The organism is Chitinilyticum litopenaei DSM 21440 (genome assembly GCF_000428145.1).
GTDB classification, from domain to species: domain Bacteria; phylum Pseudomonadota; class Gammaproteobacteria; order Burkholderiales; family Chitinibacteraceae; genus Chitinilyticum; species Chitinilyticum litopenaei.
In genome coordinates, this window is the sequence record NZ_ATZJ01000006.1 from 105482 (window position 1) to 127081 (window position 21600).

Annotated in this window: 19 protein-coding genes; 8 read left to right on the forward strand and 11 right to left on the reverse strand. The window is 63.8% G+C overall.

From position 1 onward, the window contains the following. Positions 1 to 328 precede the first annotated feature (328 nt). Genes C515_RS0104210 through C515_RS0104220 form a run of 3 tightly spaced genes read right to left on the reverse strand, consistent with a single transcriptional unit; the run spans position 329 to position 3154 of the window. On the reverse strand, positions 329 to 1108 hold the full coding sequence (locus tag C515_RS0104210; protein WP_028454513.1) for an ABC transporter permease: 780 nt from the start codon (positions 1106 to 1108) through the stop codon (positions 329 to 331). A gap of 4 nt (positions 1109 to 1112) precedes the next feature. Beyond that, a complete protein-coding gene (locus C515_RS0104215; protein ID WP_028454514.1) occupies positions 1113 to 2054 on the reverse strand; it encodes an ABC transporter permease in 942 nt (313 codons plus the stop codon). Positions 2055 to 2065: 11 nt separating this feature from the next. Beyond that, the gene (locus tag C515_RS0104220) at positions 2066 to 3154 is read right to left on the reverse strand and encodes an ABC transporter ATP-binding protein (RefSeq protein ID WP_028454515.1); all 1089 of its coding nucleotides are present in this window, start codon (positions 3152 to 3154) and stop codon (positions 2066 to 2068) included. Between the two features lie 210 nt (positions 3155 to 3364). Between C515_RS0104220 and C515_RS0104225 the strand changes: the two genes are divergently transcribed. The 3 genes from C515_RS0104225 to C515_RS0104235 are packed head-to-tail and all read left to right on the forward strand — an operon-like array spanning position 3365 to position 7712. Then, positions 3365 to 4738 (forward strand): cyclic di-GMP phosphodiesterase, encoded by a 1374-nt coding sequence (locus C515_RS0104225; protein ID WP_028454516.1) that lies wholly within the window; start codon positions 3365 to 3367, stop codon positions 4736 to 4738. A gap of 2 nt (positions 4739 to 4740) precedes the next feature. After that, entirely contained in the window at positions 4741 to 6378 is a 1638-nt protein-coding gene (locus C515_RS0104230; protein ID WP_028454517.1) for a putative bifunctional diguanylate cyclase/phosphodiesterase, read from the forward strand. 14 nt (positions 6379 to 6392) lie between these two features. Next, positions 6393 to 7712 (forward strand): deoxyguanosinetriphosphate triphosphohydrolase, encoded by a 1320-nt coding sequence (locus C515_RS0104235; RefSeq protein ID WP_028454518.1) that lies wholly within the window; start codon positions 6393 to 6395, stop codon positions 7710 to 7712. Positions 7713 to 7840: 128 nt separating this feature from the next. On the opposite strand, the gene C515_RS0104240 is transcribed toward C515_RS0104235, so the two are convergent. The 8 genes from C515_RS0104240 to glyQ all read right to left on the reverse strand — a co-directional run bounded on the left by C515_RS0104240 (position 7841) and on the right by glyQ (position 15075). After that, on the reverse strand, positions 7841 to 8023 hold the full coding sequence (locus C515_RS0104240) for a hypothetical protein (protein WP_028454519.1): 183 nt from the start codon (positions 8021 to 8023) through the stop codon (positions 7841 to 7843). Between the two features lie 282 nt (positions 8024 to 8305). Continuing rightward, on the reverse strand, positions 8306 to 9166 hold the full coding sequence (locus C515_RS0104245) for a hypothetical protein (RefSeq protein WP_211233973.1): 861 nt from the start codon (positions 9164 to 9166) through the stop codon (positions 8306 to 8308). 299 nt (positions 9167 to 9465) lie between these two features. Further along, positions 9466 to 10173 carry a M48 family metallopeptidase gene (locus C515_RS0104250; RefSeq protein WP_051304615.1) on the reverse strand — a complete coding sequence of 236 codons (708 nt, stop codon included), beginning with the start codon at positions 10171 to 10173 and terminating at the stop codon, positions 9466 to 9468. Further along, a complete protein-coding gene (locus C515_RS0104255; RefSeq protein WP_028454522.1) occupies positions 10157 to 10912 on the reverse strand; it encodes a lysophospholipid acyltransferase family protein in 756 nt (251 codons plus the stop codon). Before C515_RS0104255 ends, C515_RS0104250 begins: the two co-directional genes overlap by 17 nt. A gap of 86 nt (positions 10913 to 10998) precedes the next feature. Then, positions 10999 to 11535, reverse strand: coding sequence for a D-glycero-beta-D-manno-heptose 1,7-bisphosphate 7-phosphatase (gene gmhB / locus C515_RS0104260; RefSeq protein ID WP_028454523.1), 537 nt, complete (start codon positions 11533 to 11535; stop codon positions 10999 to 11001). Between the two features lie 22 nt (positions 11536 to 11557). Then, positions 11558 to 13627, reverse strand: a complete 2070-nt coding sequence (gene glyS / locus C515_RS0104265) for a glycine--tRNA ligase subunit beta (RefSeq protein WP_028454524.1) — start codon at positions 13625 to 13627, stop codon at positions 11558 to 11560. A 6-nt stretch (positions 13628 to 13633) separates the two neighbouring features. Further along, complete coding sequence (locus tag C515_RS0104270; protein WP_028454525.1) at positions 13634 to 14155, reverse strand: hypothetical protein; 522 nt, start codon at positions 14153 to 14155, stop codon at positions 13634 to 13636. 32 nt (positions 14156 to 14187) lie between these two features. Beyond that, positions 14188 to 15075 carry a glycine--tRNA ligase subunit alpha gene (gene glyQ / locus C515_RS0104275; RefSeq protein WP_028454526.1) on the reverse strand — a complete coding sequence of 296 codons (888 nt, stop codon included), beginning with the start codon at positions 15073 to 15075 and terminating at the stop codon, positions 14188 to 14190. A 392-nt stretch (positions 15076 to 15467) separates the two neighbouring features. On the opposite strand from glyQ, the gene C515_RS19460 reads away from it, so the two are divergent. From C515_RS19460 to C515_RS0104300, 5 genes are read left to right on the forward strand one after another with little or no spacing between them, the layout of a single operon-like run. Continuing rightward, entirely contained in the window at positions 15468 to 17384 is a 1917-nt protein-coding gene (locus C515_RS19460; RefSeq protein ID WP_158380770.1) for a lytic transglycosylase domain-containing protein, read from the forward strand. Between the two features lie 31 nt (positions 17385 to 17415). Continuing rightward, positions 17416 to 17670 carry an RNA recognition motif domain-containing protein gene (locus tag C515_RS0104285; RefSeq protein ID WP_028454527.1) on the forward strand — a complete coding sequence of 85 codons (255 nt, stop codon included), beginning with the start codon at positions 17416 to 17418 and terminating at the stop codon, positions 17668 to 17670. A 3-nt stretch (positions 17671 to 17673) separates the two neighbouring features. Beyond that, complete coding sequence (locus C515_RS0104290) at positions 17674 to 18675, forward strand: 2-hydroxyacid dehydrogenase (RefSeq protein ID WP_028454528.1); 1002 nt, start codon at positions 17674 to 17676, stop codon at positions 18673 to 18675. Further along, positions 18668 to 20971: a PAS domain-containing sensor histidine kinase gene (locus C515_RS0104295; protein ID WP_028454529.1), complete on the forward strand. Its 2304-nt coding sequence runs from the start codon at positions 18668 to 18670 to the stop codon at positions 20969 to 20971. Before C515_RS0104290 ends, C515_RS0104295 begins: the two co-directional genes overlap by 8 nt. Continuing rightward, the gene (locus C515_RS0104300) at positions 20955 to 21575 is read left to right on the forward strand and encodes a response regulator transcription factor (protein WP_028454530.1); all 621 of its coding nucleotides are present in this window, start codon (positions 20955 to 20957) and stop codon (positions 21573 to 21575) included. Before C515_RS0104295 ends, C515_RS0104300 begins: the two co-directional genes overlap by 17 nt. Positions 21576 to 21600 lie beyond the last annotated feature (25 nt).

Below are 21600 nucleotides of genomic sequence, written 5' to 3' on the forward strand. Positions count from 1 at the left end.
TCGAAAAAGGCTGGCCCGCACTGCGGCGCAGGCTGGCAGCGGGATGCACCCACCCCGGGCGCCCCGCGCGGATTATGCCACGCTTTACCCAAAACGGCCGGTCGCCCGCCTTGCGCTGTCGCGTATTCGCCGCGCCATGCCGGGGGGCAACATTGCCGCGAAGTCCGCAAAACGATACATGGCAATGTATAGCCATACAACCAAACACAGGAAATGGCTGCACAGCCATACCCTTTAATGCCAAGCAGAACAGCCATGCTCGGCGGCAGCAAGGCAAAACGGCCGGCGGGAAGATCCGGCCGGCCGTTTCGCGGGGGATACGCGCGACTTATTCGGCGCGCAGGGCGTTGGGCGCCACCCTGCTCACGATCAGGATCAGCGACAGCGTCAGCATCATCAGCAGTGTCGATACCGCGTTGACCTCCGGATTGAGCTTCATCGGCACCTTCACGCGCGAGTAGATTTCCAGCGGCAGCGTATTGGAGCCGACGCCGGCGGTGAAGAAGCTGATCACGAAATCATCAATCGACAGCGTGAACGCCATCAGCGCGCCGGCGATGATGCCGGGCATGATCAAGGGCAGCGTGATCTTGCGAAACGCCATCAACGGCGTCGCGCCCAGATCCCGCGCAGCTTCCACCAGCGACTCGTCCATGCCCTGCAGGCGCGAGCGCACGACAATCGCCACAAAGCCGATGCAGAACGCAATGTGCGACAGCGTGATCGACACCAGGCCCAGCGTCATGTTCAGCATCACGAAAAAAATCAGCAGCGACACGCCCATCAGGATTTCCGGGATGGCGATCGGCGTGAGCACCAGCACCGGCAACAACCGCAGCCGCCACTTGTACATCGCAAAACCGGCCAGCGTGCCCAGCACGGTGGCGACCACGCAGGTCACCAGGCCGATGATCAGCGTGTTCATCGCCGCTTCCAGCATCACCTCGTCGTTGAACAGCATCACGTACCACTTCAGCGTGAAGCCGACCCATTCCGCATTCAGATTGGAATCGTTGAACGAGAACAGCACAACAATCGCCAGTGGCAAATAGAGAAAGGCATAGACGGCAATCGCCGAACCCCATACCCAGCGGGAAACCTTGTTCATGTCGTCAATCCTTCTTCTTGCCGCGGCTGCCCGCCCAGGCGGCAACCAGCGCCAGCAGCAGCACCGAGAGGGTCAGCATGATCGACAGCACCGAGCCGAACGGCCAGTCGCGGCTGTCGAGGTACTGCTGCTTGATCAGATTGCCGATCATCATGCTGTTGGTCCCGCCCAAGAGGTCGGGGATGGCGAACATGCCCAGCGCCGGAATGAACACCAGCGCGACACCAGCCCATACCCCCGGCAGCGACAGCGGCCAGGTCACGCGCCAGAAGCGCTGCCAGGCGTTTGCCCCCAGATCCTGCGCGGCGTCGAGCAGTGACATGTCGTGCTTTTCCAGATTGGCGTACAGCGGCAGCACCATGAAGGGCAGGTGCACGTAGACGAGGCCCACGATCACGGCGAACTCGGAAAAGAGCAGCGACACCGGCTCGATGCCGAAGACGCCCAGCACGCCATTGACCGCCTGGCTGAAATAGCTCTGCGGGCCGAGAATGATCATCCACGCATAAACGCGGATCAGGAAATTCGACCAGAACGGCAGGATTACCAGCAAGACCAGCAGGTCGCGGGTTTTCTTGTGGCTGCGTGCGATCAGCCAGGACAGCGGGTAGGCCAGGATCAGGCAGATCAGCGTGGTCAGGCCGGCGTACCAGAAGGACTTGAGAAAGAGCTCGATGTAGATCGAGTCTTCAAAGAAGCGGCCGAAATTTTCGAAGGTCAGGTAGTCGCGCCAGGTATCCAGCGTGATCAGCACGGTTTGCTTGCCGGTTTCCGGATCGGTTTCGACCAGCGGCAGCAGGCCGCCGTAGTCGCCCGGAAAGCGGAAGGCGGCGAACACCATGATCAGTGCCGGCAGGGCAAAGAACACCAGCAGGTAGACCAGCGGCGGCGCGGAAATCAGCCATTTGGCAAAGCGCCCACCGATGCCATAAACGGGTTTCGACATCGCGTCAGTCCTCAACCCAGGATGAAGTGGCCAGCGTCATAGCGCCAGGCCAGTTCGACGAGGTCGTTGTCATCGAAGAATTTGGCGCGGCCCGGCGCCGAATTCGGCAGCATGGTTTCGACCAGCATGCCATTGTCCAGCTCGACGATGTAGATGGTCACGTCGCCCAGATACAGGCAGTCGTGCACCTTGCCCTTGAAATGCACCTCGTCGCTGTCATCGGCCGGCAGCGTGGCGCCGAGCTTGATCTTCTCGGGGCGCAAGGCCAGACACCCCTTCTGGCCGACCTGCGCGCCAGCCACCGGCTGCACGTGGCACAGGCCGACACCGGCGATTTCCAGCGTCATGCGCTCCGGGCCAAGCTCGCTCACCGTGGCTTCGAGCAGATTGCACTGGCCGATGAAATCGGCGACGAAGCGGCTCTTCGGATAGCTGTAGATGTGCTCGGGCGCGTCGAGCTGCTCGACATGACCCTTGTTCATCACGGCGATGCGGTGCGACAGCGCCAGCGCCTCGCCCTGATCGTGCGTGACATAGACAAAGGTGATGCCGACTTCCTTTTGCAGGGTGATCAGCTCGATCTGCATCTGTTCACGCAGCTTGGCATCCAGCGCCGAGAGCGGCTCGTCAAGCAGCAACAGCTTCGGGCGGTTGACCAGTGCGCGGGCAATCGCCACACGCTGGCGCTGGCCGCCGGACAATTCATGCGGATAACGCTTGGCGAACTCCTGCAGGCGCACGTCTTCCAGCAGTTCGTCGACGCGCCCGGCAATCTGCGCCTGGGGCACGCCGGCCATCTTCAGCGGAAAGGCGATGTTTTGCGCCACCGTCATGTGCGGAAACAGCGCGTAATTCTGGAAAACCGTGTGCACCGGCCGTTTTTCCGGCGGAACGTTGGCGACATTGATGCCGTCCAGAACAATTTCGCCAGAATCGGGTCTTTCAAAACCAGCCAGCATGCGCAGCAGCGTGGTTTTGCCGCAACCGGACGGGCCCAGCAGCGTAAAGAATTCACCCGCCTCGACGGCAAGGCTGACATGATTGACGGCAGTAAAATCGCCGAACCGCTTGACGACGTCGCGGATCTCCAGGAGGGCCATGATTTTCCTCACGAAAAAACGGCAGCCATTCTAGCAAGAAGCCTTGTCAGCCGGGGAGAAAATCGGGCGCAAGCCCGCCGGCCCACGGCGGCGTTGCAGCAAAAACCGCGACCCCGTCAAGAAGATGACAGCTTTTGAATTTGGAGCAGTTATAATCCGACGGTGCAGTGACACTCCGTCATTTGATCACCCTCGCCTTTCGGTCTGAAATTGGAACTCCGCATACACGTTACCGATCTGGCGTTTGGCCTGTTTGTCACTGATCTGGACAGACCCTGGCTTGATACGCCGTTTCTGTTGCAAGGGTTTCTGCTGGAAACCCAGCAACAGCTGGATGACCTGGTCGAGTATTGCCAGTACGTCGATGTAGACCTGGCGCGCTCGACGGGCGGGGCATCGCGCTGGCGCTATCTGGCCGACCGTTACGCCAACCCGGTTCCCGAGCAGACGGCCAACGCCACGCGCCCGCTGATCACCATCCAGAACGAACAGCAGGTCCAGGCCGAACGACGCGAGCGCCTGAACATCCTGCGCGAGCTGCGCCACCTCTTCACCTTCTGGCGTCGCCGCCAGTACGCCAGCAGCCATCCGGAGCCGGCCCGCGACGAACAGATCATCCTCTATGACGATTCCTGCTCGCTGGAGCAGGAATTGCCGCAAGCCACCCAGATTCACCGCGCCGCCGAAGAGCAGCTCGACAATTTTGTCGACGCCATCCGCGCCGACCTGCAGCCCAGGACGGAAGCGATTCATGAGGTGGTCGACTCCATGGTCGATTCCATCGTGCGCAACCCCAATGCGCTGATCTGGCTGACGCAATTGCGCCAGCGCGACCGCTACAGCTACAGCCATGCCGTCGATGCCGCCGTTTACCTGCTGGCCTTTGGCCGCCACCTCGGATATGGCAAGCAGGACCTGCACAACCTGGGCTTTGCCGGACTGATGCTCGACATCGGCAAGCTGCGCCTGCCCGACCAGCTGCTGCATCGCGAAGGGCGCTTTTCACCCGGCGAATTCATGCTGATGAAAACGCATGTGCAGCACAGTCTCGACATTCTCAACCAGCTCGACGAGGTCGACCCCGATGTCATCGACACCGTCGCCCGCCACCACGAACGCCACGATGGCAGCGGCTACCCGATGAAGCTGCGGGGTGAAGCCATCGGCATCTTCGGCTCGATGGCCGGCATCGTCGACTGCTTTACCGCGCTGATCAGCGAACGCGCCTACTCCAGCAGCAAAACCATCTACGAAGCGCTGCAGCTGCTCTACAAGTGGAGCGAGCGCTATTTCCACCCGGCGCTTGTCGAGCAGTTCGCCCAGTGCATCGGCATCTTCCCGGTCGGCGCCCTGGTCGAGTTGTCCTGCGGCGACGTCGGCATCGTCATCAGCCAGAGCCGCACGCGCCGCCTCAAGCCCAAGGTGCTGCTGATCCTGGGCCCGGACAAGCTGCCGCATGCCCGTCCGCAAATCCTGGACCTGATGAGCAACCCGACCACGGTTGCCAATATCCCGATCAACATCCGCCGCGAATTGCCGCTGGGCAGTTACGGCATCGACCCCGCCGAATACTTTCAGGGCTGACCATGCCACGCCTGCACGCCGACCAGTTCACCCAGCATCTTGCCGGCCTGCGGGCCTTTCTGGACAAGACCCCCTTCGATGAACAGCTGCTTGGCGAACGCATTGCCGCCCTGCTCGACGAAGCGGGCGTCTTTGACAGTCACGACCACGCCATCTACGTCGATTATTTCCGGCGCCTGCACCAGGGCAAGCACGATCCGGAGCTCTGGCCACGCCTGAGCACCGGCAGCCTGCAGCAGGCCAGCGCCGTGTTCCTGGCCTGGCACCAGTTGCTGGCCGGGCATTGTCCGGCCGAACTGCAGGCTACGCTGGATCGCCTGTGCCTCGAAGGCCTGGCCGTGCAGCAGACCTACGCCACGCCACGGCTGCGCGCGGTACGCCACAGCCACACGCTGGACACCGGCACCGGCCTGCCCAATACCACGGCGCTGGGCCAGCTGCTGCTGCAGGCGCGCGAACGCACCGAACCGGGCAAGCTGACCGCGCTGCTGCACATCGACTTCGGCTCGGCCATGCGCAGCTGCAGCGACCATACCCTGCTGTGCGCGGCCGAGCGCCTGCGCACCATGCAGCGCCATCACGACAGCCTGCTGCTGATTGATCGCCACACGCTGGGACTGGTGCTGCCCAACCTGTCCGGCAGCGGGCACGCCATGCTCGCGGCCCATCGCGCCCTGGCGCTGATCAGCGAGGGACTGGAGCTCGGCGGCCTCACCGTGCGCCTGCACCCGCAAATCGGCATTGCCCTTTATCCGGAGCACGGCAGCGAGGCCTCCACGCTGCTCAGCGCCGCCGCGCAGGCCGCACATGAATTCACGCAGAACGGCATTGGCCTGTACGACGCGAGCCGCGACTGGCTGGGCCAGCTGATCAAGCGCCTGGAAACGCCGCTGCGCGAAGCTCTGCTGAACAACCGCTTCCAGCTGGTTTTCCAGCCCCAGCTGACGGCCGACGGCAAAACGCTGCACGGCGTGGAATGCCTGCTGCGCTGGCATGACGAGGAGCTGGGCCAGGTGCCGCCGCACCAGATCCTGCGCGTGGCCGAGCATCTGGGGCTGATGGGCTCGGTCACCCAGTGGATCATCAACGCGGCCTTGCGGCAATTCCGCCAGCTGATGAACGAAGGGCTGCCCGGCACACTGAGCATCAACCTCTCGCCATCCAACCTGCGCGACCTGGAGCTGGCCGCCTTTATCGGCAACGCCTGCTCGATCTGGGGCGTGCCGGGCAACCGCCTGGTCTTTGAGGTGACCGAGTCGGCCGTCATCGATGATCTGGATTCGGCCTTGCGCATCCTGGAACAGATCAAGTCACTCGGCTGCCGCCTGGCGCTGGATGATTTTGGCACCGGCTTTTCCTCGCTGACCTATCTGAAACGGCTGCCGATCGACGAACTCAAGATCGACATGAGCTTCATCCAGGCCATCAGCAGCTCGGCGCGTGACGCCGACATCGTGCTCAGCATCATCGAACTGGCCCACCGCCTGCAGCTGCAGGTCATTGCCGAGGGCGTGGAAGATCAGCCCACCGTCGAACTGCTGCGGCAGATGGGCGCCGACATCATCCAGGGTTATTACTTCAGCAAACCGCTCAGCCCCAGCACGCTGGGCAATTTTCACCAGGCGCTTGGCGCCAACTGACCTCCGGCAAGCTCATGATGGATTGGCAGCAATTGCTCAGCGCACAGCGTCTGGGTGCCCCCCGGCTTGAACATGACCCGCAGGTGGGTCGCAGCCACTACCACAAGGATCATGACCGCATCGTGTTCTGTTCGCCGTTCCGGCGCATGGGCCGCAAGACCCAGGTGCACCCGATGACGGAAAACGACCATGTGCACACGCGGCTGACCCACTCGCTGGAAGTCGCCTGCGTCGGCCGCAGCCTGGGCGTGCTGATCGGCGAACGCCTGGGAGAGCGGCTGCCGGAAGGCATCACGCCCTATGACCTGGGCGCCATCGTGCAGGCCGCCTGCCTGGCGCACGACATCGGCAACCCGCCCTTCGGGCATGCCGGCGAATATGCAATCCGCGACTGGTTCCGCCGCGACGGACACGCCTACCTGATGCAGAAACTCAGCGCCGAAGAGCGCCGCGACCTGACCACCTACGAAGGCAATGCCCAGGGCTTCCGCATCATCACGCAACTGGAAAACCACCGCTTCGAAGGCGGCCTGCGCCTGACCTTCGCCACCATCGGCACCACGCTGAAATACCCGTGGACCAGCGAGCACGCCGGCGGCAAGGGCAAGTTCAGCTGCTATCAATCGGAAAAGGCCATTCTTGCCGAGGTTGCCCGCGAGCTTGGCCTGCCCGAGCTGGCGCCGGGCAAATGGGCGCGTCATCCGCTGTCCTACCTGATGGAGGCCGCGGACGACATCTGCTACGCCATTCTCGATCTGGAAGACGGCATCGAGATCGGCATGCTGCCCTATGAAATCGTCGAGCCCATCCTGCTGAAGATCTGCGGCGGCGACCGTGATCTGCTGGCGCTGGAAGTCGCCGCCGCACCATCGGTTCGCCGCAAGATTTCACTCTTGCGCGGCAAGGCCATCGAGCGCTGCGTGCAGGATGTCGCCAGCACCTTCATGGCACAGTACGAACGGCTGATGGCGGGCAGCTACCAGGGTGACCTGCTCAACGACTGCCCGCTGGGGATGCGTCAGGGCATCAACGAAGCCAAGCAGCTGGCGCGCGACCGCATCTTCAACGAACGGCGCAAGATCGAGATCGAGGTCGGCTCCTTCACCTGCCTCGACATCCTGCTCGACGCCTTCTGCAATGCGGCCTACCAGCTGAAGGTCGCGCCACAGATGCCCTTTCGCATGAAGCGTGTGCTGGACCTGATGGAGTACAACGCCCCCAAGCGCGAGTGGGAGTTGTATGAAACCTACCGCCGCGTGCTGGACTTCATCGGCGGCATGACCGACAACTATGCGACCTATCTGGCGCAACAGGTCGGCGGCATGGGGAGATAGAAGGTATATAGCCAAAACCATTTACAAGAAATGGCTTCAACAACATACCATGCACTGTATTTAACCACCTTGCCAAAACAAACAGCGCCGGAATCCGGCGCTGTTTGTTTTTTACGGCCATGTCTGGCTCAGAACCAGAGCGGCGGCGGAATCAGCGGCTTTGCCTGTCCGGCCCGCGCTTCATTGACGTCCAGCAACCTCAATGCCGGCTGCGGCTCGCGACGATCACGCACCGGCTCTTGCTGCAGCTCGCGCATCCCCTTGGGCCCTGCTTCCGGCTGGCCATCAGCCATCGAAAATACCCTGACCATGATGCACCTCCTGTGCGTGAACAAAAACAACATCCTTACACCCAATATCGGCCCGTCAGCTGCAAAACTCAATCCCGCCGGCACAAATAAATGCAGCACTGTCCACCCGACTGCCAAGCGGCGGAAAAGCCGGGGCAGGCGGACTGAGAGATGGGGAACTTGCGTATGACCTGCCCAAGCATTTCATCTGAAGGACAAAGGCTGGTGCTTCGTTTGCCCATCAAGCCAGCATCCTGTTGGCGCCACAACGCAAAGATGCGTTACGCGCGACAATGCAATCGCTCATGCGGCCAGCAGCCAGGGTGCAAACAGCGCCTGCAAGCGCGCTTCATTGACTTTCAATGAGCCTTGCCAGCCAGCCCAGGGCATTTCCATATCCGAGCGGCCTTTGGTGTTGCGCAATTCCTCGCCGGCCTTGACTATATCCAGCCAGCCAACCCAGTGCTCGCAGGAAAGATCAATGACGGCATTGGGTATTACGCCAACTCGTGCCAGCGAGTTAAGCAGGCCACGGCGGCTGTATTTGTCCACCTTGAGCAGTTTGGCTGCGTGCAGGCGCTGTTCAAATTGGCCGGGCGTTTCGTCCGGCGCTGCGTTGCGCAGCATGTCCAGCAGACGGGCGAAGGTAGCCTTGTCCTGCTCGCTGGGCACGATGTCCGGCTGGGCGAGAAAGTAGCGCAGGTTGAGGTAAATATACTGCGGACTGACCCAATCGCCACCGAGGTGCAGGGCAAACTGGATATCGCTGTCATTTTGCACTTCCGGCTTATCGCTACCACCACAAAGATGGCAGCACAGATAACAATCTCGCGCTTCATAGGGGTGAGCAGGCATGCTGTGCAAGTAATGCCAGGCAGCCAGCAAGGACAAGCCGCGCAAATAGCTGCCGCCGACCCCGGCAACAAAAGCATCCAGACAACGCTGGCGGCTGAGTTGCGGATGGTCTTTCAGTGCCAGCAGTTTATCCTGAACCTCGGCATGGCCGGAAAATGACTCAAGCCGATTGACCTGCCAGTTCATCTCCGCCAGAACGGCACGTTCCTTGTCCGACAAGGCTTCATCCGAATACACCGCCACTCCGGGCGGCTGCCAACTGGCGTTACAGGACTTATAGAGTTTTTTCAGGATGCGCAGTGCTTGCATGCTCAGATCCTTGTGGAAGCGGGCGGACGGCCTGCTCGAATGACTGACCCATTTTGTCATGGCCACGCCTGCTTTGCCGCAGTCCCAGCCCAGGAACATGGCGCGCCCCAGCGGGGGAAAAATCAGCTTGCATGAACTTGATGTACTTCGGTATGTCGCCATAGCCGTTACTCATAAATGGCTACATCAACATACCGGGCACAAAAAGTAAGGGGATGGGGAGAAACGCATTCACACGTCGCAGACCAGCCCCGCCCTTTTGCCCCATCCTGCGAGGAAAAAACGGGGAGCAGTGGCAATTAGCCGATCTGCATATAGCGTTCGCCATGCTCCTTAAGTAGCAGGCGGTGCTGTTTCCAGTCAGGGCAGTGGCTGGCGACAATCGCCCAGAAGCGCGGCGAGTGATTCAGCTCCTGCAGGTGCGCCAGCTCATGGATCACCACATAGTCGATGACCGCCGGCGGCGCCTGCATCAGCCGCCAGTTGAGGCGGATGGCGCCAGTGCTGGAGCAGCTTCCCCAGCGGCCCCGCGCACCGGACAGGGCAAAGGCGCTTGCCTGCAGGCCCATGCGCCCGGCCCAGAGCTGCAGGCGCTCGGCCAGATACACCCTGGCGCTGCGCTGCATGAAGCGCGCCAGATTCTGCCGGCGCTGCGCGTCATCGGCGCCGGCGACATCCAGCCCCCCATCCGCCAGCCGGGTGCGCGTGCCGGGACGGATGACCAGCGTTTGCCCCAGCCAGCTCAGCCGGCTCAGGTCGGCTTGCGGAGGAGTCGCGGCGGCGCGTGCGTGCATGCGCTGCCGTGCGGCCAGCAGCCAGTCATAGCGGGATTTCACGAAGGGCTCGATGGCGCTCCAGGGCAGGCGCTGCGGCGCCTTGACCTCGATCTGGCCATCGGCGCGCACCAGCAGCTGCACGGTGCGCCGCCTCGGCGAACGGGTCCAGAGCAGCGGCAGGGCCTGCCCGGGCCCGAACTCGACCAGCAGGGGTTTAGCGCTGGCCGCCATGGCCGGTCGTCTTGCCCGGATGGCAGGGGCCGACACCGCCGATGCACTCCATCTGTGCCTCGATCCAGGCTTCGGCTTCGCGGTTCACCTCCGCCGAGCTGCGCCCGGCGGTGGCGATCGGCGCACCGATGACCATGGTGATTTCACCCGGGTACTTCAGAAAGGAGTTGCGTGGCCAGAATTCGCCGGCATTGTGCGCCACCGGCACCACCGGCACGCCCAGATCCAGGGCGAGACGCGCGCCGCCCTGCTGGTAGCGGCCGCGCTCACCGGCAGGCACGCGCGTGCCCTCGGGAAAGATCACGATCCAGAAGCCCTTGGCGAGGCGGTCGCGCCCCTGCTCCATCAGTTTCTTGCCCGATTCGGCGCGCTTGCTGCGATCAATCGCAATCGGCGACAGGCAGCGCAGCCCCCAGCCGAAGAAGGGCAGCTTCAGCAGCTCCTGCTTGAGCACCCAGACCATGGGCGGCAGGATCAGCTGCAGCGACAGCGTCTCCCAGGCGCTCTGGTGCTTGCACAGCAGCACGGCAGGCTCCTTGGGCAGATGCTCCAGCCCTTCCACGCGGTGGCGCAGGCCGCAGGTGATGCGCAGCCAGAAAATCATCATCTTCGCCCAGCTGGCCATGATGCGGTAACGCAGCAGCGGCGGCAGGACGAGGATCAGCGTCGCCAGCAGGGCATAGAAGGGAATGGTGACGATCATGCCGAGCCAGTAGAGCGCGGAACGCAGCCAGATCATGTACGGGGTACTCCGGGTTGGGTCGCGTCACCGCAAGGATCGCGCGACAGACCCTGCCGGCACGGCCCCGCGGGAGCAAGCGGTTTTCAGTCCAGCAGCAGCGCGGCAGCCACAGCGGCGAGGTCGTCGAACACCAGCGTGCCTTCGGGCAGTCGCCCCTGGCTTTCGGTCTTGCGGCCGTTGCCGGTGCGCACCAGAATCGGTCGCCCGCCGATGGCCGCGACCGCCTGCAGGTCGCGCAGCGAATCGCCGACCATGACCATCTGGCCGGCCGGCACATTGTAGCGACGCTGAATGTCCTCAAGCATGCCCGGATTGGGCTTGCGGCAGCTGCAGCCGTGGTCCGGGCCGTGCGGGCAGAAGAAGATGGCCTCGATCTCGCCACCGGCCTGCCCCACCTTGCGGTGCATGCGCGCGTGGATCTGGTTGAGCATCGCCACGTCGTACAGGCCGCGGGCGATGCCGCTCTGATTGGTCGCAACGACGATGGTCCAGCCCGCACGCGTGAGCTGGCCGATGGCCTCCAGGCTGCCGGGGATGGGCTGCCACTCTTCCGGTGACTTGATGTAGGCGGGGCTGTCTTCATTGATCACCCCGTCGCGGTCCAGTACCAGCAGTTTCATGGCAGGTGTCCCCATATCGGCATTACTCCGCGAGCAGCGCCAGCTCGGCCACAGTGTTCATCTGCTGCGCCAGCCGGTGCAAGAGCGCCAGACGATTGCCGCGTACGGTCAGATCGTCGGCCATCACCATCACGCCGTCGAAGAAGGCATCAACCGGCTCCCTGAGCGCCGCCAGCGCGGTCAGCGCGCCGACGTAATCGCCGGCGGCCAGCAGCGGCCCGGCCTTGGCGGCAACGGCATCGCTGGCGGCGGCCAGTGCACGCTCTTCGTCCTGCGCGAACAGGGCGGCATTGAGCACCGGCAGTTCACCCTCGACCTTCTTCAGGATGTTGCGGATACGCTTGTTGGCGGCAGCCAGCGACGCGGCTTCCGGCAGGGCCTTGAACTCGGCCACGGCGGCCAGGCGCGCCTGCACGTCATCAAGCTTTTCCGGGCGCTGCGCCAGCACGGCATCGATATCGGCAGCCGGATACTCGCTGGCCAGGTAGTTTTTCAGGCGATCGAGCATGAAACCGTACACGCCATCAACGGTGCCTGCGGCAACCACGCCGGCCGGGAAGGCCGCGGCGGCGATGCCCAGCAGCTCGCGCACATTCAGCGGCAGCTGCAACAGCATGCGCAGCACCCCCAGGGCGGCACGACGCAGCGCGAACGGATCCTTGTCGCCGGTCGGAATCAGGCCGATGCCCCAGATGCCAACCAGGGTCTCCAGCTTGTCGGCCAGCGACACGGCTTGCGCCACCGCACCTTCCGGCAGGGTATCGCCTGCAAACTTAGGCTTGTAATGGGCTTCAACCGCATACGCCACCTCGGTATCCTCACCATCCAGGCGCGCATAATACTGGCCCATGATGCCCTGCAGTTCCGGGAATTCGCCAACCATGTCGGTCAAGAGGTCGGCCTTGGCCAGATAGGCCGCACGGGTCGCCTTCGCGGCATCGGCACCCAGCAGCTTGGCGATCTCGCCGGCCAGCGTTTCCAGCCGCGTCACGCGCTCGAGCTGCGAACCGATCTTGTTGTGGTAAACGACATTGGCCAGACGGCCGACGCGGGCGTCGAGCTTTTGCTTCTGGTCCTGTTCGAAGAAGAACTTGGCATCGCTCAAGCGCGCGCGCAGCACGCGGCTGTTGCCGTTGATGATGTGCGAGGGATCGGCTGCCTCGATATTCGAGACCAGCAGGTATTTGTTCATCAGCCGGCCGTTGGCGTCCAGCAGCGGGAAGTATTTCTGGTTCTGCTGCATGGTCAGGATCAGGCATTCCTGCGGCACCTTGAGGAAGTCCGCCTCGAACTCGCCCTGCAGGACGACCGGCCACTCGACCAGCGCGGTCACTTCGTCGAACAGTGCGTCATCGGCAGCGATGGTGGCGTTCAGCGCAGCGGCCGCTTCGGCCAGCTTGTCACCAATCAGCGCGCGACGCGCGGCGAAGCTCGCGACCACCCGGCCTTCGTCGTACATCTTCTTCGCGTAGTCACCGGCATGGGCGAAGGACACCTCGCCGGCAGAGAGGAAGCGGTGGCCGCGCGACACGCGGCCGGATTCGAGGTGCAGAATCTGCGCCGGCACCACCTCGGCACCGTGCAGCACGGTGAGGCCGTGCACCGGGCGGATGAACATGCCGTCGCGATCACCCCAGCGCATCATTTTCGGCGCCGGCAGCTTCTTCAGCGCGGCATCGATGATGCCGGACAGCACCGCGGCCAGCGGCTCGCCCTGTTTGAGCGAGCGGAAGATGAACACCTCCTGCTTGCCATCGCTGCCCTTCTCAAGCTGGTCGAGCTGGTCGGCAGCCAGACCGCAGCCGCGCGCAAACCCCAGCAGCGCCGGCGTCGGCTGGCCATCCTTGAAGCCACTGGCGACCGCCGGGCCCTTCTTTTCGATCTGCTGGTCGGGCTGTACGCCCAGCACGCCCGGAATCGACACGGCCAGGCGGCGTGGCGAGGCAAAACTGGCATGCTCGGTGCCGGCGGCGACAAAGCCCAGTTTGGCCAGCTCGTCAAAAATCGCCGCGGAAAAGGCCGCGCCCAGTTTCGGCAGCGCCTTGGGGGGCAGTTCTTCGGTAAACAGTTCGATCAGTAGCGTATCGGCCATGTCGCTTTACTCTTCCTTGTCTTTTTTCGCGTCTTTCTCTGCCATCAGTTTGCAGATCTGTCGCACATAATCTTCGCCGTAGCTGCCGGGAGCCGGCTGCTCGAATTCCCATTGATAGCCGGGCACATCAAAACGCTCGACCAGATCGTCGTCCTTGTCGCGGGTTTCGACGGCGATCAGCGCCATCTTGCCGCTTTCGCAGTCGATGGCCTGCCGGCTGTACTTGTCGCGATATTCGGCGCCGGCGTGATACAGCCCGTCCATCTCCGACTGCGGCACAGGCGTGGGCTCGACGGTGTCGGCCTTGTAGCGTTGCCACATCCACACATAGGTGTATTTCGGCTCGGCGTAGTCGTCGTAATGGCTGATCGAATTCACATCAACCAGAATGTCGTGATCGGGCTTGTTGCCGTACACGCGCCAATCCGCCTTGGTTCCCGGCACCGGCACCGGGCCTTCAAGTTCGTCATCGAACTTGCCGCAGGCCGCCAGCAGCAGGGCGGGAATCAGCAGCAGGGCAGCACGCATCGGCAGGCTCCTTCAGGCGCTTGGTCGCGCGCTTACTTCTGGCACATCGGGAAATCCAGCGCTTCCCGGCTGGCGTAATAGGCTTGCGCCACGCCACGCGCCAGATTGCGGATGCGGCCGATATAGGCCGCGCGCTCGGTCACCGAAATCGCGCCGCGCGCATCCAGCAGATTGAAGGTATGCGCCGCTTTCAGAATCATCTCGTAGGCCGGCAGCGGGATACCCACTTCCAGCAGCTTCTGCGCTTCGCCTTCGAAGCTGTTGAAGAGGCTCAGCAGCAATTCGACGTTGGAGTGCTCGAAGTTGTAGGTCGACTGCTCGACTTCGTTCTGGTGATAGATGTCGCCGTAGGTGACAACCTGACCGTTCGGATACTTCGTCCACACCAGGTCGTAGACGTTTTCCACGCCCTGCAGGTACATCGCCAGACGCTCGGTGCCGTAGGTGATCTCGCCGAGCACCGGTTTGCAGTCGAGGCCGCCGACCTGCTGGAAGTAGGTGAACTGCGTGACTTCCATGCCGTTGAGCCACACTTCCCAGCCCAGGCCCCAGGCGCCCAGCGTCGGGTTTTCCCAGTCGTCCTCGACAAAGCGGATGTCATGCACGGTCGGGTCGATGCCCAGTTCCTTCAGCGAACCGAGGTAGAGATCAAGGATGTTGTCCGGATTGGGCTTGAGCACCACCTGGAACTGGTAATAGTGCTGCAGGCGGTTCGGGTTTTCGCCATAGCGGCCATCCTTGGGGCGGCGGCTCGGCTGCACATAGGCGGCATTCCACGGCTCGGGGCCGATGGCGCGCAGGAAGGTGGCGGTGTGGCTGGTGCCCGCCCCCATCTCCATGTCATACGGCTGCAACAGCGCGCAGCCCTGGCGGCCCCAGTAATTCTGGAGCGTCAAAATGATTTCCTGGAAAGTCAGCATGGTTGGTTTTCGCCGTTCGCGACAAAGCTAGAGATTTAACCTGCCGATTCTACTTGCTTTTGCGCGCAGACGGGAAATGCGGCGCGCTGCCGCTGCGGCAAAGCCGGCTCCAGCACTGACCGGCGCGATTCATTCCAAACCACCAAACCCAACGCAGGGACGCGGAGAAAACCTCTCTTAGCCTTTCTCCGCGCCGAAGGGTGTTCAGCTTTCCCCTGCCCCGGACAAACCGCACTCGCAGCGCTCAGGCAACGGGAACCCGGCGCCTTGCCACGGGTCGACCAGCGGGATTGCTGCACAGACAGATTGTCGTCAGTTGGCGTATGCTAGCCGATGATATTCCCCGCAAGAGGCCGGCCTGCGCCGCCACTTGCCCAAGCCGGACCAACACCATGTCGAACTGTATGCGCGCTTTTTTGATTACCCCCCTCTCCCTTTTGCTGGCAGCCAGTGTTCATGCTGGGCTGCAGCTCGATACCCTTAGGGAGGCCGCCAGAACGCGCGACATTGCCACCTTGCAGGAGCTCGTGAGCCAGAGTCGTGGCGATGTCCTGGAAATGTATCCGCAGTATTTCCTGCTCAGCGCGACCCTGCGTGAAGCGGCAAGCGGCGAAGTACGCGAATTTTTCCAGCGTTACGACAACACGCCGCTCGCCGAACGCTTGCGCGGCGAATGGCTGAAGGAATTGGGCCGCCGCGGCGGCTGGGATGAACTGGCCAGCGAGTACGGCAAGTTGCCCGCCCCGAATGCTGAACAGCAATGCCTGCGGGCCCAGGCCGGGCTGGCGCGCCAGGAAAGTGCGCCGGTCAGCGCCGCCAGGGCGCTGTGGTTCAGCGACAAGGCGCAGCCGGATGCCTGCAACCCGGTATTCGATGCGCTGTTCGCCACGGGCGAGCTCGGCCAGGCCGATGTCTGGCAGCGCATCCGCCTGGCGCTGGCAGCCAATCGCCCCGACTTCGCCCGCCAGCTGGCCACCCGCGTGGGCAACCCGGCGGCGCTGTTGGCCAGATCGCTGGGCGTGGCCGCCAACAGCCCGGAAAAGGCACTGGTCCGCGTGGATGCGGCGCAACGCGCCGAGCGCGAGCTGGCGCTGTTTGCGCTGGAATCCCTCGGTCGCAAGAACCCCGACGCGGCGGCAGCACAGCTGCGCCGCATCAGCGAAGACTGGCCGGCCGGCGATGTGGCCTTTGCCTGGCAGCAGCTGGGCCTGACGGCAGCCCGCAGGCTGCACCCCCAGGCGTCGAACTGGCTCAATGCCGCCAGCCTCGACGGCCTGAACGACGATGATCGCGCCTGGACCGTGCGTGCCGGCTTGCGCCAGCAGGACTGGCCGGCGGTGCTCAAGCGCATTGATGCCATGTCCACGGCCCAGCAGGAGGAAACCGCCTGGCGCTACTGGAAGGCCCGCGCGCTGCAGGCGGCAGGACAAGGCGCACAAGCCCGCGCCCTGCTTACACAGATGAGCGATGGCGACGACTATTACAGCCTGCTGGCGCGCGAAGAGCTGGGCCTGCCGCTGCAATTGCCGCCCAGCGCGCGCTTCAGCGACAGCGACGCGCGCAGCGTGCGCGCCCAGCCGGGCATCCAGCGGGCGCTGGCGCTCTATGCGCAGGACTGGAAGGTGGAAGGCGCGCGCGAGTGGAACTGGGCAATGCGCGAACTCGGCGATGCGCAGCTGCTGGCCGCCGCCGACCTGGCACGCCGCGAAGGCTGGCATGACCGCAGCATCTTTGCCGCCGAACGCACGCGGCAGCTGCATGACTTCAGCCTGCGCTATCCGACCCCCTGGCGCGCCGAAGTGCAGGCCTACGCCAGCGACAATGGCCTCGACCCCGCCTGGGTCTTCGGCATCATCCGCCAGGAAAGCCGCTTTGTCAGCGATGCCCGTTCCAGTGCCGGCGCAGCCGGCCTGATGCAGCTGATGCCGGCCACCGCCAAGTGGTCGGCGCGACGCGTCGGCATCGATGGCTTCACCAGCGCGCGCGTCACCGACCCGGACACCAATATTGCGCTGGGCACGCATTACATGAACTACCTGCAGGGCCGCTTTGGCGGCAACCAGGTGCTGTCCACCGCCGGCTACAACGCCGGCCCCGGCAATGCCAGCAAATGGCAGGATGACGAGGCGCTGGATGCCGCCATCTACATTGAAACCATTCCGTTCACCGAAACACGGCTGTACGTGAAAAAGGTCAAGGCCAACACCAGCATTTACGCCCAGCTGCTCCGGCAGGGCGAGGCGCGCCTGAAGCCGCGCCTGCAGCCGATTGCCGCACGCGGCGCCCCGGTCAACGACGGCGCCCCCTGATTTTCACGATCCACCACCCGGGAGTCCCAGCATGCAAATCATGATCACCAACCTGCCACCCGACACCGATGCCGAAGGCGTCGCCGAACTGTTGCACAAGGATCTGGGCCTCGCGACCGCCCGCGACATCGTCATGGCCGAGGGCAATGGCGAGCGCATCGCGGCGCTCTTCAGCCTGGACAATGTCAGCGAGGCCGCCGTGCACGCGGTCATCGACAAGCTCAACGGCTTTTACTGGCAGGGACGCACGCTGGGCGCGGCACACGCCACCATGTTCAAGGACTAGTCCATGCGCATCGCCGTTTTTGACAGCAAGGCCTATGACGAACAGGCCCTGAACAACGCCAACCGGGAATTCGGCTACGAGCTGGCCTTCTTTGGCGACCGGCTCGGCCGCACGACGGTGCCGCTGGCGCGCGGCTTTGACGTGGTCTGCCCTTTCGTGAACGACCGCATCGACGCCGACACCATCGCCAGCCTGGCGGCGGAAAACGTCAGGCTGATCGCGCTGCGCTGCGCCGGCTTCAACAATGTCGACCTGCAGGCCGCCGAGCGCCACGGCATCCGGGTCGTGCGCGTGCCGGCTTATTCGCCCGAAGCCACCGCCGAGCATGTCTTCGCCCTGCTGCTGACGCTGGTGCGCAAGACACACCGCGCCTTCAACCGCGTACGTGACGGCAATTTCTCGCTCGATGGCCTAGTAGGCTTCACACTGCACGGCAAGACCTTTGGGGTGATCGGCACCGGCAAGATCGGCCAGGCCACCCTGCGCATTGCGCGCGGCTTCGGCTGCCGCCTGCTGGCCTACGACCTTTATCCGAATGCGCAGCTGGCAGCGGAAATCGGCTTCGAATACGCGGCGCTGGACGACATCTTCGCCCAGGCCGACATTCTGTCGCTGCACGCCCCGCTGGCCGCCAATACCCACCACCTGATCAATGCCGCCAGCCTTGCCCGCATGAAGCGCGGCGTGGTCATGGTCAACACCAGCCGCGGCGGGCTGATCGACAGCCAGGCGCTGCTGGATGCGCTGAAGGAGGGTCATGTCGGCGGCGTCGGGCTGGATGTGTACGAGCACGAGGAAGGCGTATTCTTCGAGGATCTGTCCGGCGAGGCATTGCAGGACGACGTGCTGGCGCGGCTGACCACCTTCCCCAACGTGATGCTGACCTCGCATCAGGGCTACCTCACCGAAGAGGCGCTGGCCAATATCGCCAGCACCGTGCTGGGCACGGTGGCGGCCTTTGCCCGTGGCGGCGAGCTGCCCAATGAAGTGAGGACCAGTGCGTAAACTGCCGGCGCCCACGCCCCGCCTGGGGCGCTGGGCGCTGACGCTGCCTTCCTTTCTGGCCGGCCTCTTCACCCTGGGCCTCGGCGTCTTTCTGGTCTTCAGTTACTACAACGACCGCAACAGCCGCTCAGCCGTGCTCGAGCAGGATCTGCTCTGGCAAAAGCAGGCAATCGGCCTGCAGATGAGCAACACGCGCCACGAGCTGGAAAGCCTGGCAGCCACGCTGGCCGCCAACGGCCTGACGTCGGCCGACTTCACCGCGCGCACGCTGTCGCTGGTACAGAACACCCCCGAGCTGCTGAGCCTGGCCTATGTCGATGAAACCGTACAGACGCGCTGGCGCACGCCGCTCAACCCGCTGCCAGCCGAGGCGGGGCTGGCGCACCGCAACCTGGTGTCGCAGCGCGCCGCCGTGCTGCTGGCCGACGAGCCGGTGTACAGCATGCCGATCACCGATACCGGCACGCCGCTGCTGGCACTGGCCGTGCCGGTCAAGCTGCCGTTTGCCGGCCGGCATTTTCTGGTGGCGCAGTTCGACCTCAACCGCCTGCTGAACCAGCAGGTGCCCTGGTGGATTGCCCAGCGCTACCAGGTCAGCCTGGTGCGCCCGGATGGCAGCATCCTGGCGCACAAATTCGACCGCCGCCTCGACCCGGGCACGCTGTCGCAACAGCTGCCGCTGGACATCGGCCCCGAACACCTGCAGCTGCAGGCCACCGTGTACCGCGAGCGCGGCGACCTGCGCCAGAACACGCTGCTGAGCGCCCTGATCGGCCTCTCGCTGCTGATGCTGGCCTCGACCTGGGCGATGCGCCGCCACATCCGCGAACGCCAGGCCGCCGAAGCGCTGCTGCGCCGCGAAACCGCCATGCGCATGGCGATGGAGGATTCGCTGATCACCGGCACGCGCGTGATGGATCTGGAAGGCCGGCTCACCTACGTCAACCGCGCCTTTTGCACGATGACCGGCTTTGCCGCCGAACAGATGCTCGCCGCCGGTCAGCTGATGCCCTACTGGCCGCCGGAAGAGCTGGAGCATTGCCTGGCCATCAACCGGCAGATCCTGGGCGGAGAAACCGACAGCAACGGCTTTCAGTGCCGCTTCCAGCGCAGCAACGGCGAGCGCTTCGACGTGCGCATCTACGCCGCCAGGCTGGTCGATGGCGAGGGCCAGCACATCGGCTGGATCAGCTCGATCTACGACATCACCGAGCTGCAGCGCGAGCGCGAGGCGCTGCAGGCCTCGCACGAGCGCTTTGTCGCCGTGCTCAACGGCCTCGACGCCGCCGTGGTGGTGTCGGATGCCAGCAGTGGCGAGCTGCTGCTGGCCAATCCGCAGTACTACCATGCCTTCCGCTTGCCCGAGGAGCACGAGCGCTGCTGTGTCATCCCGCTGCTGCACCGCGAGCAGACAGCCGCGCAATCGGCCGAATGGTTCGACGAGTTTGGCCAGCACTGGTACCAGATCAAGAGCCGCCCCAGCATCTGGGTGGATGGCTCGCTGGTCTGGCTGGAAATCATCACCGACATCACGGCGCTCAAAGAGGCGCAGCAGCGCGAGCAGCAGCAGAACGAACAGCTGCAGCAGACCACGCGGCTGATATCCATGGGCGAGATGGCCTCCAGCCTCGCCCACGAACTGAACCAGCCGCTGGCCGCGATTGCCAGCTACGCCACCGGCTGCCGCAACCTGCTCACGCAGGCCGAGCCGAATCTGCGCCAGCTCGATCAGGCCATCGAAAAAATGGCCGAGCAGGCCAAGCGTGCCGGCCTCATCATTCGCGGCATCCGCGAATTCGTGCAGCGGCGCGCGCCGCACCGCGCCGCCTGCCAGATGCACCAGCTACTGGCAACCGTGCAGCTGCTGCTGGCCGCGCAACTGAAGAAACAGCAGGTCAGGCTGAGCATCGACTGCCCGGAAACCCTGCCGCCGGTCTTTGCCGACCCGGTCATGCTGGAACAGGTGGTCTTCAATCTGATGAAAAACGCCATCGAGGCGATGAGTGATACGCCGGTGGCCGAACGCCGGCTGCAGGTAGAGGCCGAACGGCTGGACGGCCTGCTGCAGATCACCATCAGTGACCGTGGTGCTGGCATCACGGACGAACAACTGGAACAATTGTTCAAGGCCTTCTACACCACCAAGGCCACCGGCATGGGCATGGGGCTGAACATCTGCCGCTCCATCATCGAGCACCATCAGGGCCGGCTGTGGGTGGAAGCCAATCCCGGCGGCGGCAGCCGCTTCCTGTTTACCGTACCCCTATCCGAGGACAGCAATGCCCGCGAACCCTGACCGCCGAATTGCCATAGTCGATGACGACGACGCCTTGCGCGACGCGCTTTCCTGGCTGTTTTCCACCCGCAACCTGCCGGTGAGCACTTACGCCAGCGCCGAAGAGCTGCTCGCCGCCTACCGGCCCGAGGATTTCGGCTGTCTGGTGCTGGATGTGCGCATGCCCGGCATGGGCGGCCAGGAGCTGTTCGAACAGCTGAAGACCTTCAGCTATTGCCCGCCGGTGATTTTCCTGACCGGCCACGGCGATGTGCCGATGGCGGTCGCCGCGCTGAAGGAAGGCGCGGCCGATTTCATCGAGAAGCCCTTTTCCGACAACGACATGGTCGACCTCGTAGAACGCTGCCTGAATGACGACCAGACCCGCCGCGGCGAATGGCAGACCCGCACGACGGTCAGCCAGCGCCTGACGCAGCTCACGCCGCGCGAACGCGAGGTGATGAAGCTCATCCTGACCGGCCGGCTCAACAAGCAGATCGCCGATGACCTGAGCATTTCGATGAAAACCGTGGAAGTGCACCGTGCGCGCATTCTGGAAAAAATGCAGGTCAAAACCGCGATGGAGCTGGCCGCGCTGCTGCGCGAAGCCGGCATCGAGGGTTGATCAAGCCCGCCAGCCTACATACCAA